The organism is Pseudomonas eucalypticola (assembly GCF_013374995.1).
GTDB lineage: Bacteria > Pseudomonadota > Gammaproteobacteria > Pseudomonadales > Pseudomonadaceae > Aquipseudomonas > Aquipseudomonas eucalypticola.
Window position 1 is genome coordinate 4164973 of the sequence record NZ_CP056030.1, and the last position, 14179, is coordinate 4179151.

Sequence of the window (14179 nt, forward strand, 5' to 3'; positions counted from 1 at the left end):
GTCAGGTGCACCGCTTTCGGTGCGCGTCGAGCCGCTTCATATGTTCGCCAGCGCACAGACAGCCAAGCCCTTCCCCACCCACACTCAACGCTGAAGAGCGGCGCCCGGCCCTGGGCCAGTGACGCCCCCTCCCACCCGGCGCCAGGGCCTGCCCGCGCCCCAGGCCGAAAAGTGTATGAGCATAAGGACCGGCGTACAGCGGCTGTTTTCCCTCGCCATCAGCGCGTGGCGCAGCGATGGTTTCTTCAAACCCCGATTCGAATACGAACCTCTTCTGCGCGCCGAACTGTTCAGCGCCGAGCAAATGGCCAACCATGGCATCAGCCTCGCCGGCCAGCACCGGCTCACCCCCTCGCGTGGCCACGACGCTTTGCTGCGCCGGCTGGTGGACAACGAGGTTGTGCTCAAGCGCAGCTGCGCGGCGTTGGCGCAGGCGCAATTGTCGCTGCGCCGGGCCACACCGGCCGCCGAATGGCTGCTGGACAATTTTTTCCTGGTGGAAGACCACATCCGCACCGCCCGTTCGCACCTGCCCAAAGGCTACAGCCGCGAACTGCCGCGCCTGGCCTCGGGGCCGTCCGCCGGCTTGCCCCGGGTGTACGATATCGCCCTGGAAACCATCTCCCATGGTGACGGCTGGGTCGACGAAAAAAGCCTGAGCCGTTTCATTGTCGCCTACCAGACCGTGATCCCCCTGGCGCTGGGTGAGCTCTGGGCGGTGCCGATCATGTTGCGCCTGGCGCTGATCGAAAACCTGCGCCGCGTGGCGTCACGGGTCATGGCCAATGCCAATGACCGCAACCTGGCCGATGACTGGGCCGAGCGCCTGATCGAGACCTGCGAAAAAGACATCAAGAACGTGGTGCTGACCGTGGCTGACATGGCCCGCTCGGCCCCGCCCATGACCAGCGCCTTCGTCGCCGAGTTCACTCGCCGCCTGCAAGGCCAGAGCGCGGCGCTGGCGTTGCCGCTGAACTGGATCGAGCAGATGCTCGCCGAAAGCGGCTCCAGCATCGAACGCCAGGTGCAGCTGGATGCGCAGCAACAGGCCGCCGACCAGGTGTCCATCGGCAACAGCATCAGAAGCCTGCGGCTGTTGTCGGCGACCGACTGGCGCGAGTTCGTCGAAGCCTTGAGCCTGGTGGAAGAGGTGCTCGTCCAGGACCCGGCGGCGGTGTACCCGGCCATGGACTTCAGCACCCGCGACAGCTACCGCCATGTGGTCGAGCGCCTGGCCCGCCGCGCCCCGGCGCACACGGAAATCCAGGTGGCCCAGGCGGCCATCGGGCTGGCGTCGCAAGGCGCGGGCAGCGATGTGGCCCGGCACGTCGGGCACTTCCTGATCGGCGCCGGCCTGCCCCTGCTGGAGCAACGGCTGGGGGCCAGGGTGCCCTACAACGAACGCTGGAAACGCCTGCTGCAGCAGTCACCGCTGCTGTTCTACCTGGTGCCGGTGGGTTTTCTCACCGGGCTGTTCGCCTGGCCACTGCTGGCGGCTGCGCACCGCGAAGGCACGGCCCTGGCAGCCATGGCAGGGCTGGCCATTGCCAGCCTGATCATGACCAGCAGGCTGGCCATCAGCCTGATCAACTGGCTGGTCAACCACAGCCTGGCGCCGTTGACGCTGCCGAAAATGGACTACGCCCACGGCATCCCCGCTGACGCTCGCACCCTGGTGGTGGTGCCTACCCTGTTTGCCAGTTGCGCCGACGTGGACGAACTGGTGGAAAGCCTGGAAGTGCGCTTCCTGGCCAACCGCGACGCCAACCTGTATTTCGCCCTGCTCAGCGATTTTTCCGATGCCGCCAACGCCCATGAGGCCGGTGATACGGCATTGCTGGCCCATGCCGCAGCGGCCATCGGCACCCTCAACCAGCGCTACGACGCGGGCCGCTTCTTTCTGCTGCACCGCCCCCGCCTGTGGAACCCCGGCGAAGGGGTATGGATGGGCCACGAGCGCAAGCGCGGCAAGCTCAACGAGCTCAATGCAATACTGCGCGGCGGCGCCACGGCCGCCTTCCAGCTGATTGTCGGCGACCTGGCGCCCCTGCAAAGCGTGCGCTATGTGATCACCCTGGACACGGACACGCTGCTGCCGCGCGACGTTGGCCGCCAGTGCGTGGCCGCCATGATGCACCCCTTGAACCGGCCCGTGTTCGCCGCCGGCACCCAGCAGATCATCGCCGGCTACGCCATGCTGCAACCTCGGGTGGGCATCAGCCTGCCCAACGGCACACGTTCGCTGTATGCCCGGCTGTTTGGCAGTGACGCCGGGGTCGACCCTTACACCCGGGCCGTTTCCGACGTGTATCAGGACCTGTTCCACCAGGGCTCGTTCATCGGCAAGGGCATCTACGAGGTGGACGCCTTCACCCATGCCCTGGAAGGCAGCCTGCCCGACAACCGCATTCTGAGCCACGACCTGATCGAAGGCTGCTACGCCCGCGCGGGCCTGCTCAGCGACGTGCAACTGTACGAGCAATACCCGTCGCGCTACAGCGCCGATGCCCGGCGCCGCCACCGCTGGATACGCGGCGACTGGCAACTGCTGCCCTGGACCTTGCCCTGGGTGCGCGATCCCCGAGGCGCCTGGGCTGCCAACCGGCTGAACGTGATGGCACGCTGGAAAATCTTCGACAACCTGCGGCGCAGCCTTGAGCCCCTGGCCCTGTGGCTGATGTTCACCTGGGGCTGGTTCGCCAGCAGCCAGCCCCTGGCCTGGACCCTGGCCGTGGTAGGGCTGATGGTGGTGCAACCCCTGCTGCGGGCCCTCACCGATGCGCTACAGCCCGCCGAGGACGTCCCCTACCGCCATTACCTGCGCGCCCTGCTGGCCGACCTGGGCCGCGAACTGGCACGCGCCGGGCTGACCCTGGCGTGGTTGCCTCACGAGATGTACTACAGCGTCGACGCGCTGCTGCGCTCGCTGTGGCGCATCGGCATCAGCCACCTGCGGCTGCTGCAGTGGCAGCCCTCCCGCGAGGTGGAACGCAGCACGGCCCGCAGTTCGCTACCTGCCTTGTATGGGCAATTGTGGGTCGGTCCGGCCCTGGCCTTGGCCTGCGCGGCCTTGTTGCTGAACGACCCGCAGCGCCTGGCGATCAGCGCACCGCTGCTGCTGGCCTGGTGCCTGGGGCCGTGGCTGGCCTGGTGGCTGAGCGCGGCCCCTGCCGCCAAGGTGTTCGCACCTTCGGCCGAAGAGTGGCGCCTGCTCAAGGTGCTGGCCCGCAAGACCTGGGGTTTCTTCGACCACTACGTGGGCCCCGAGGACAATTGGCTACCGCCGGATAATGTCCAGGAAGCGCCCAAGGCCGCCATCGCCCACCGCACCTCCCCCACCAACATGGGCATGGCCCTGCTCGCCCACTTGGCCGCCCACGACTTCGGCTACCTGAGCACCGACCGCCTGCTCGCGCGGCTGGCGGCCTCGCTGGACAGCATGGCCGGGCTGGAACGCCACCGCCGGCACTTCTACAACTGGTACGACACCCGCACCCGCGCGCCGTTGGCGCCCCGCTATGTGTCCACCGTGGACAGCGGTAACCTGGCCGGGCTGCTGCTCACCCTGCGCGGCGGCCTGGTGCAACTGGCGGACGCCCCGCTGTTCGGGCCGCCGCTGCTGGCTGGCCTGCGCGACACCCTCGACTGCCTCACCGACGACCACCTGGAGCCACTGCGCCCGCAGCTGGAGCAGACCGCCATCACCCCAGCCGCCCTGCTGACCTTGCTTGCGGACATCCGCGCCCGAGCCAACGGCGGCAGTACCGATGACGACCGTTACTGGCGCGCGGCGCTGGCCCGCCAATGCGACGATTGGACCGACGCCCTGCAAGGCTATGGCTTGCCGCCCACCCTGGCCGTCGCCCCTTCCCCGCCTGCCACGTTACGCCAACTGGCCCACCTGAGCCTGACGGACTGGGCGCCCGAACACCACCAGCAGGTCAGCCGGGTGCAAGCCAGCGCCCGGGCCCGCCTGGCCACGGTGGCGCGCCTGGTGGCCCTGGTGGATGACTTGGCCGTGATGGATTACAGCCTGCTGTATGACACCGACCGCGACCTGTTCGTGATCGGTTACAACGTCGACGAACACCGCCGCGACAGCGGTTACTATGACCTGCTGGCCTCGGAAGCCCGCCTGACCCACTTTATCGCCATCGCCCAGGGCCAGGTGCCGCAACGCGCCTGGTTCACCCTGGGCCGGCTATTGGGGGAAAACGCCGGCGTGCCGACCTTGCTGTCCTGGACCGGCTCGATGTTCGAATACCTGATGCCCTTGCTGGTCATGCCCCACTACCCCGGCAGCCTGCTGGACCAGACCTGCCGCGCGGCAGTGGCTGTGCAGATCCGCCATGGCCACGCCCTGGGTGTGCCCTGGGGGGTATCGGAGTCGGGTTATTACAGCCTCGACGCGCACCTGAACTACCAGTACCGCGCCTTCGGCGTTCAAGGCCTGGGGCTCAAGCGGGGGTTGAGCAACGACATCGTCATCGCGCCCTATGCCAGCGTGCTGGCGCTGATGGTCGACGCCCCTGCTGCCAGCCGCAATGTGCAGCTGCTGGCCCGTCAGGGCCTGGCCGGGCGGTTCGGACTGTATGAAGCGCTGGACTACACCGAAGCGCGCTTGCCGCGCGGCCAGCGTTTCGCCGTGGTGCAGTCGTTCATGGCCCACCACCAGGGCATGAGCCTGCTGGCGCTCACCAGCCTGCTGCTGGGCCAGCCCATGCAACGGCGCTTCGAGGCCGACCCGGCCTTGCAGTCGGCCCTGCTGCTGTTGCAGGAGCGCGTACCGCGCGCCACGGTCCCCTATCTGCAGACCGCCCATTCTCCCGTGCTGGGTGAGAGCGGCCCGGCCCAGGACAACGGCGTTCGCCTGTTCGTCGAACCTGGCCACAAACGACCCGCCGTGCAACTGTTGTCCAACGGCCGTTACCACGTGATGCTCACCAGCGCCGGGGGTGGCTACAGCCGGCGTCACGACATGGCCGTGACCCGCTGGCAGGAGGACGTGACCCAGGACAACTGGGGGACGTTCTGCTACCTGCGTGATGTGCGCAGCGGCGCGTTCTGGTCCACCAGCCACCAACCCACGCTCAGCAACACCGACCACCACGAAGCGATCTTCAGCGATTCGCGCGCAGAGTTCCGCACCCGCAACCTGGGCGTCGACAGCCACCTGGAAATCGTCGTGTCACCGGAAGACGACATCGAGCTGCGGCGCCTGCACCTGACCAACCGCGGCACCAGCGCGCGCACCCTGGAAATCACCACCTACGCCGAGGTGGTGCTTGCGCCCGCCGCCAGTGACGCCATGCACCCGGCCTTCAGCAAACTCTTCGTGCAGACTGAATTGCTGCCTGCGTTGCAGGCCATCGTCTGCAGCCGCCGGCCACGTGACAGTGGCGAAGCCCAGCCTTGGCTGTGTCACCTGTTGGCAGCCCATGGGGTGGACATCGAGGCGATCTCCTACGAAACCGACCGTGCCCGTTTCATCGGCCGCCAACGTACCCTGGATGCACCAGCAGTGCTGGATGCACACTGCGAACGGCTGTCGGGCACCGCAGGCGCCGTGCTCGACCCGGTGGTCGCGATACGCTGCCGCATCACCCTGGAACCGGAGCAGAAAGCAACCATCGACCTGGTCACAGGCATGGCCGACAGCCGCGATGGCTGTCTGTACCTGATCAACAAGTATCGCGACCGCCACTTGGCAGACCGAGTCTTCGACCTGTGCTGGACCCACAGCCAGGTGTTGTTGCGCCAACTCAACGCCACGTTGGCCGACGCCCGGCTGTTTGAACAGATGGCCTCGTCCGTGCTGTACGCCAACGCTGCCATGCGCGCTGACAGCACCGTGCTGGCCGCCAACCGACGCAACCAGCCCGGCCTGTGGGGCCAGTCGATTTCCGGTGACCTGCCCATCGTGCTGCTTCAGGTTCACAGCCTGGACAATATCGAGCTGGTGCGCCAGGCCATCCAGGCCCATGCCTACTGGCGGCAGAAAGGCGTGGCGGTGGACCTGGTGATCTGGAACGAGGACCAGGCCGGCTACCGCCAGCAACTGCAGGACGGCATCATGGGCCTGATTACTTCCGGCAGCGAGGCCAGCCTGCTGGACCGCCCGGGCGGCATCTTCGTGCGCCCGGCGCAACTGATGGCCAGCGAGGACCGCCTGCTGGTGCTGTCGGTGGCGCGGCTGATGCTCAGCGATGGGTTGGGCACCCTGGCCGAACAAGTGCACCGGCGCCGGGTATCACCGGTGCATGCCCCCTTCACCGCCAACCGCAGCGAGCGTGCGCGGCCCCAGGCCGCGAGGCCGGTCACCGTACCGGTGCTGCTGGGCAATGCATACGGCGGCTTCAGCCTGGACGGCAGCGAGTACCTGATCACCACCACGGCCGATGCGCCCACGCCTGCGCCGTGGGCCAACGTGCTGGCCAACCCCTACCTGGGCACCGTGGTGTCGGAAGCCGGGAGCGCCTACACCTGGGCGGAAAACGCCCACGAATTTCGTCTCACGCCGTGGCACAACGACCCGGTCACCGACCGCAGCGGCGAGGCCCTCTACCTGCGCGACGAGGAGAGCGGACACTGCTGGTCGCCCACGCCGCTGCCGTGCCCCGGCATCGGCCCTTACCGCACCCGCCACGGCTTCGGCTACAGCGTGTTCGAGCATGAGGAAGATGGCCTCTACAGCGAGCTGTGGGTGTATGTCGCACTGGACGCACCGGTGAAATTCTCGCGCCTGCTGTTGACCAACCGCTCCGGCCGCCCACGCTCGGTCTCGGTCACTGGCTATGTGGAATGGGTGCTCGGCGACCTGCGCGGGCGCTCGGCCATGCACGTGGTGACCGAATCCGACCCGGTCAGCGGCGCGCTGTTCGCCCGCAATGCCTTCTCGGTGGAGTTCAGCGAGCGGGTGGCCTTCTTCGACTGCGATACGCCTGAGGCCGGCGTCACCGCAGACCGCACTGAATTCATCGGCCGCAACGGCACCTTGGCGGCCCCCGCGGCCATGCGCCATGCCGGCCTGTCCGGGCGCCGCGGCGCAGGCCTGGACCCTTGCGCTGCGCTCCAGATCCAGGTGGAACTGGCACCCGACAGCAGCCAGGAAGTGGTGCTGCGCCTGGGCGCGGAACGTTCCACCCAGGCCGCCAGCCAATTGGTGCAGCGCTACCGCGGCCGGCACACTGCGGCAGCCGAGCTGCTCAAGGTGCGCGAGCACTGGCGCGAGGTGCTGGGCGCGATTCAGGTCGACACCGGCGTGGCCTCGGTGGACGTCATGGTCAACGGCTGGCTGATGTACCAGGTGATCGCCTGCCGGTTCCAGGCCCGCAGTGGCTACTACCAGTCAGGTGGCGCCATCGGCTACCGCGACCAATTGCAGGACAGCATGGCGATGGTGCACGCCGACCCGCAGGCGGTGCGCGCGCACCTGTTGCTGTGCGCCAGCCGCCAATACGTGGAAGGCGATGTACAGCATTGGTGGCACCCGCCCCTGAACCGGGGCGTGCGGACCGGTTGCTCGGATGACTACCTGTGGTTGGTGGAAGCCACCTGTCGCTACGTGGAGGTCACCGCCGACCTGGGCGTGCTCGATGCCCCGGCCGGGTACCTGGAAGGCCGCGCCCTGGGGGCCGGCGAGGAGTCCTACTACGACCTGCCCGGCAGCGCGCCGCTGAGCGAGTCCTTGTATCAGCACTGCGTGCGGGCCATCGAGCACAGCCTGCCGCGCGGCGTACACGGCTTGCCGCTGATGGGCTGCGGCGATTGGAACGACGGCATGAACCGCGTCGGCCACCTGGGGGCCGGGGAAAGCGTGTGGCTGGGCTTTTTCAGCTACCGGTTGCTGGAGCAGTTCGCCGTCCTCGCCCGCCGCCACGGGGACCCTGCCTTCGCCCAGCGTTGCCGCGATACCGCTGGGGCATTGGCGCACCACCTGGAACTCAACGCCTGGGATGGCGCCTGGTACCGCCGCGCCTGGTTCGACAACGGCCAGGTGCTGGGCGCGGCCGGCAATGCGCAATGCCGTATCGACTCCATCGCCCAAAGCTGGGCGGTGTTGTCCGGGGCCGGGGCCGCGAGCCGCCAGGTGCAGGCGATGCAATCTCTGGATGAGCACCTGGTCAAGCGTGACATCCGGGCGGTGCTGCTGCTGGACCCTGCGTTCGACGGCGGTGACCTGGACCCCGGCTACATCAAGGGTTATGTCCCCGGGGTGCGCGAGAACGGCGGGCAGTACACCCATGCGGCCGTGTGGGCCGCCATGGCGTTCGCACAGCTGGGCGATGCGCCCCGGGCCTGGGAACTGCTGAACCTGATCAACCCCGCCAACGCGACGCGCCTGGATGTCTACAAGGTCGAGCCCTACGTCATGGCCGCCGATGTCTATGGCTGCGCCCCCCATGCCGGGCGTGGCGGCTGGACCTGGTACACCGGCTCGGCCGGCTGGATGTACCGGTTGCTGGTCGAGTCGCTGCTGGGCGTGCAGCGCACCGGCACGCTGCTGCGCCTGGAGCCGCTGCTGCCCGAAGGCTGGCCGGGCTTCACCCTGCACTACCGCTTCGGCGCGGCGCTGTACCATTTCCAGGTGCTGGCGGGCAGCGCTGCCACGACTACGATGACCCTGGATGGCACGGCACTGGGCAGTGGCGCGCTGCCCCTGGTCGACGATGGCGCCGAGCACTGGGTTCAGGTCGACTGCCGTGCCCGCTCGGCTTGCCCGCAGCCGCTGGCCCTGGCTCCGACCTTCGACGAATGACCCGCCGGGGGGCACAAAGGAGTACCCTGAACCCTCCACTGTTGCCAGGGTGCCCTGCCATGCCCGAGCCACGCGACAACCGCCTGCTGGCCGCGCTGCCTGCCGCTGACCTGCAGCGGCTGGCCCCGCACCTGGAGGTATTCACCCTCGGGCTGGGCGAGGTGTTGTATGAACCGGGCGACACCCTTCGCCATGTGTACTTTCCCGTGGACGCCATCGTCTCGTTATTGCACGTCACCGAGAGCGGCGCTTCGGCGGAAATCGCCGTGGTCGGCAACGAAGGCATGATCGGCATCGCTCTGTTCATGGGGGGCGAAAGCACCTCCAGCCGCGCCGTGGTGCAAAGCGCCGGTGCCGCCTTGCGCCTGCCGGGGCCTACCCTGAAGAAAGAATTCAACCGCCACGGCGACCTGCTGCTGTTGATGCTGCGCTACACCCAGGCCTTGATTACCCAAATGTCCCAGACTGCCCTGTGCAACCGCCACCACTCCATCGACCAGCAACTGTGCCGCTGGTTGCTTCTGTCGTTGGACCGGCTGCCGGGAAACCGCCTGACCATGACCCAGGAACTGATCGCCAACATGCTGGGCGTGCGCCGCGAAGGCGTGACCGAAGCGGCGGGAAAGCTGCAGCGCCTGGGCGTCATCGAGTACAGCCGCGGGCAGATCACCGTCCTGGACCGCACACGGCTCGAAGGGTTGAGCTGCGAGTGCTACAGCGTGGTCAAGACCGAGACCGACCGCCTGCTGGGCCAGCCTCCCACACCGCCCACCCTGTAGGACCAGGCGACGCGAACCTCCAGATCCTGCGCGGTGCCCTTTTCCCGAACTTCGCCCGGTCCCACAGTGAAAAAGCCCACTCCCGCAGCCCACCCTGTGGGGCCGGGCGCCAGCTCGGGAAGCCGGCGACGCGAACCTCCAGACCCTGCGCGGTGCCCTTTTCCCGAGCTTCGCCCGGTCCCACAGTGAAAAACCCTACTCCCGCAGCCCACCCTGTGGGACCGGGCGCCAGCTCGGGAAGCCGGCGACGCGCACCTCCAGGCCGTGCGCGGTGCCCTTTTCCCGAGCTTCGCCCGGTCCCACAGTGAAAAACCCTACTCCCGCAGCCCACCCTGTGGGACCGGGCGCCAGCTCGGGAAGCCGGCGACGCGAACCTCCAGGCCGTGCGCGGTGCCCTTTTCCCGAGCTTCGCCCGGTCCCACAGTGAAAAACCCCACTCCCGCGGCCCACCCTGTGGGACCGGGCGCCAGCTCGGGAAGCCGGCGACGCGAACCTCCAGGCCGTGCGCGGTGCCCTTTTCCCGAGCTTCGCCCAGTCCCACAGTGAAAAAGCCCACTCCTGCAGCCCACCCTGTGGGGCCGGGCGCCAGCTCGGGAAGCCGGCGACGCGAACCTCCAGGCCGTGCGCGGTGCCCTTTTCCCGAGCTTCGCCCGGTCCCACAGTGAAAAACCCCACTCCCGCGGCCCACCCTGTGGGACCGGGCGCCAGCTCGGGAAGCCGGCGACGCGAACCTCCAGGCCGTGCGCGGTGCCCTTTTCCCGAGCTTCGCCCAGTCCCACAGTGAAAAAGCCCACTCCTGCAGCCCACCCTGTGGGGCCGGGCGCCAGCTCGGGAAGCCGGCGACGCGCACCTCCAGGCCGTGCGCGGTGCCCTTTTCCCGAGCTTCGCCCGGTCCCACAGTGAAAAAACCCACTCCCGCGGCCTACCCTGTGGGACCGGGCGCCAGCTCGGGAAGCCGGCGACGCGAACCTCCAGACCCTGCGCGGTGCCCTTTTCCCGAGCTTCGCCCGGTCCCACAGTGAAAAACCCCACTCCCGCAGCCCACCCTGTGGGACCGGGCGCCAGCTCGGGAAGCCGGCGACGCGAACCTCCAGGCCCTGCGCGGTGCCCTTTTCCCGAGCTTCGCCCGGTCACCCCCCCCAAACTGGCAACACGCCACTTTCCACACCAAGGCACGGAACTCCCAGCGCCGCCATCGCCCTAACCTCGAAGCCGGTAAAACTGGCACAACGCCGATTCCAGAGAGGTTGCACTGCATGTCATCCACCACCACGCCCTACGCCGCAGGTGAAGTCAGCGAGCAGAAAAGCGCTGCTCGCCGCCTGATATTCATCTCGGTACTCGTGGCCACCATGGGCGCACTCGCCTTCGGCTATGACACCGGCATCATCGCCGGTGCCTTGCCCTTCATGACCCTGCCGGTCGATCAGGGTGGCCTTGGCCTGAACCCCGTCAGCGAAGGCTTGATCACCGCGTCGCTGATCGTGGGCGCGGCCTTCGGTTCCTTGGCCAGCGGTTACCTGTCCGACCGCTTTGGCCGCCGCCTGACCTTGCGCGTACTGGCAGTACTGTTCATCGTCGGCGCCCTGGGCACCGCCGTGGCCCCGTCAATTGCGTTCATGGTCGCCGCCCGCTTCGTGCTGGGCATCGCCGTGGGCGGCGGTTCCGCCACCGTACCGGTGTTCATCGCCGAGATCGCCGGCCCTTCCAAACGCGCACGGCTGGTCAGCCGCAACGAACTGATGATCGTCAGCGGCCAGCTCCTGGCCTACGTGCTGAGCGCCGTGCTCGCCGCGCTGCTGCACACCCCGGGCATCTGGCGCTACATGCTGGCGATCGCCACCGTGCCAGGCCTGTTTCTGCTGATTGGCACTTTCTTCGTGCCGGCCTCGCCACGCTGGCTGGCCTCCAAGGGCCGCTTCGATGACGCCCAGCATGTCCTGGAACAACTGCGCGACAGCCACGCCGAGGCCCACCGCGAAGTCGAAGAGATGAAAACCCAAGCCAAGCAGGCGCATAAACGCGTGCCCGTGGGCGAGTTGCTGCGCCAGCGCTGGGTGGTGAAATTGCTGTTCATCGGCGTGGGCCTGGGCTTCACCGCCCAGTTCACTGGCGTCAACGCGTTCATGTACTACACCCCCATCATCCTCAAGCACACCGGCATGGGCACCAACGCCGCGCTGACCGCCACCATTGGCAACGGCGTGGTGTCGGTGATCGCCACCTTGCTGGGCATCTGGGCCATCGCCCATTACGGGCGCCGCAAGTTGCTGATGACTGGCCTGGTCATCGTCATTCTCGCCCAGGCCAGCCTAGGTTCGGTGTTGCAGTTCATGCCGCAGAACCTCACCCAGAGTTACGCCGCGCTGGCCTGTATCCTGGTGTTCCTGCTGTTCATGCAAATGTGCATCGCGCCGGTGTATTGGCTGCTGATGTCTGAACTGTTCCCCATGCAGGTACGCGGGTTGCTGACCGGCGTGGCCGTGTCCATGCAGTGGCTGTTCAACGCGACCGTCGCGTTCCTGTTCCCGATCGCCATCAGCTCCCTGGGCAACCCTACGTTCTACGTATTCGCGGCCATCAACCTGGGCTCACTGCTGTTCGTGGCACTGTGCCTGCCGGAAACCCGTGGTAAATCGCTGGAGCAGATTGAAAAGCACATGAAGAAGGAGCTGTAAGGTCTCGGGCGGTATGGGCCTGCCATCGTCAAGCGGTCAGACCCGCTGACACAACCCGCTTGACGATGGCATCATCAGGGCGGTCAACCAACTCCCCCGTTGATCCCTGCCCGCCCGCCGAGGCCCTTGCCATGACCGATACACAGCGTCCACCCCTGCCCCCCTTCACCCGGGAAACCGCCATCCAGAAAGTCCGTGCCGCCGAGGACGGCTGGAACACCCGCGACGCGGCCAAGGTTGCCTTGGCCTATACCGAAGACACCTCTTGGCGCAACCGCGCCGAGTTCATCGAAGGGCGCGCCCAGGCGCAGCAGTTCCTGGAGCGCAAGTGGCGCAAGGAATTGGACTACCGGTTGATCAAGGAGCTGTGGGCGTTTACCGACAACCGTATCGCCGTGCGCTATGCCTACGAATGGCATGACGACTCGGGGAACTGGTTCCGCTCGTACGGCAACGAGAACTGGGAGTTTGCCGCCAATGGCCTGATGCAACGTCGCTATGCGTGCATCAATGACCTGCCCATTACCGAGGCCGAGCGCAAATACCGCTGGCCATTGGGCCGCCGGCCCGATGACCACCCGGGGTTGAGTGAACTGGGGCTCTGACGGCGCGGGGACGTTTTTACAAACCCGGACGTTTATTCAAGACGCAGGGCATGCAGGGCGGCCACAGTCAACGCGCCCCCTGTGCCTGCACCTTGAACGCCATGGCGCAGGGCTTCGCCAGGAGCCGCCCATGTACGTTGTCGAAAGACACCCCGATTTGCCCTCTTCCCGGCCATCGGCCCTGAACCGCCATCACGCTTATCTGCACGTGGCCATCATCAACCATTTCCACCTGCGTTGCGCCTACGGGCCAGACGTCGGGTGCGCAGCCATGCAACAGCTCGCCGAACGGCTGGGTGCCTGGGGACACGTGACGCACCTGTCAGCTGGCCATTGCCTGCTCAGGGTTGCGGCCAGTGAAACACTGCGCCTAGCCGAGGACATTCTGGTGCAATGCTCCTTCAGCCCCATCGAGCACCTGGGCATCACCTGCCTGCTGGCGCTGGCCGTTGGCCCGGTGGACTACGACGGCCACCCCGACGCGCTGCTGACCATCGAGTCCAGTACCCTGGGATGGTGCCCATCACTACCTGCCGTGCAATACACCGAGCAATGGCGTGCCAGTTACCAGGCCCATATGCAGATCGCTCTGGACTTTGTACAGGCCCTGCGCGGCGGCCACGTGGGCCTGGCTTTCCAGCCGGTCAAACAACCCCATGACACCCGCACCGACTGCTACCGGGAAGCCTTGTTACGCATAGGCGCGCCGTCAAGTTGCCAGGAGGCGGGCCCGGCGGACGTCATCACCAGTTTGGAGACGCTGGGGCTGGTGCGCCTGCTGGATTACTGCGTAATCAGCAAAGCCATCGCGTTGTTGCAGGCCGACCCTACCGTGAAAATAGGCTGCAACCTCTCGGCTAAAAGCGCAGTCAACGACAGCTGGTGGCTGAGCACAGTGGCCGCCCTCAGCGACCAACCCAAGCTGGCCAAGCGCCTGGTGCTGGAGCTGACCGAAACGGTGGCACCCGACGCGCTACCATTGACCGCCCGTTTCCTCTCCCGCCTGAAAGCACTGGGCGCGCACCTGGCGCTGGATGATTTCGGCACCGGGGCCAGCGGATTCGCGCTGGTACAATGCATCCCCTTCGACATCATCAAGTTGGACCAGCGCTACCTGCAGAACGCCCGCCTGAGCCTGGATGGCAAGGAAATGCTGCACAGCCTGGTCAACATCTGCAAGCGCCTGGCGCCCGAGGTGGTCATTGAAGGCGTGGAAACCATCAGCGACCTCATGCAACTGAAACCGTACCGTGACAACGTGTGGACACAGGGCTTCTTCACCGGCAAACCGCTGGGGTGGGTGCAACTCGAGGATCCGACACAGGCGGCCGAGCAAGGACGTTTGAACAGCCCATGACC

Annotated in this window: 5 protein-coding genes; all 5 read left to right on the forward strand. The window is 66.9% G+C overall.

Annotation, left to right across the window (positions count from 1 at the left end; genetic code table 11):
• Window positions 1–175: 175 nt before the first annotated feature.
• The gene (locus tag HWQ56_RS18295) at window positions 176–8758 is read left to right on the forward strand and encodes a GH36-type glycosyl hydrolase domain-containing protein (RefSeq protein WP_176571399.1); all 8583 of its coding nucleotides are present in this window, start codon (window positions 176–178) and stop codon (window positions 8756–8758) included.
• Window positions 8759–8817: 59 nt separating this feature from the next.
• On the forward strand, window positions 8818–9537 hold the full coding sequence (locus HWQ56_RS18300) for a Crp/Fnr family transcriptional regulator (protein ID WP_176571400.1): 720 nt from the start codon (window positions 8818–8820) through the stop codon (window positions 9535–9537).
• Between the two features lie 1256 nt (window positions 9538–10793).
• Window positions 10794–12215, forward strand: a complete 1422-nt coding sequence (locus tag HWQ56_RS18305) for a sugar porter family MFS transporter (RefSeq protein ID WP_176571401.1) — start codon at window positions 10794–10796, stop codon at window positions 12213–12215.
• Window positions 12216–12346: 131 nt separating this feature from the next.
• On the forward strand, window positions 12347–12820 hold the full coding sequence (locus HWQ56_RS18310; protein WP_158154983.1) for a nuclear transport factor 2 family protein: 474 nt from the start codon (window positions 12347–12349) through the stop codon (window positions 12818–12820).
• A gap of 130 nt (window positions 12821–12950) precedes the next feature.
• The gene (locus HWQ56_RS18315; protein WP_176571402.1) at window positions 12951–14177 is read left to right on the forward strand and encodes an EAL domain-containing protein; all 1227 of its coding nucleotides are present in this window, start codon (window positions 12951–12953) and stop codon (window positions 14175–14177) included.
• Window positions 14178–14179 lie beyond the last annotated feature (2 nt).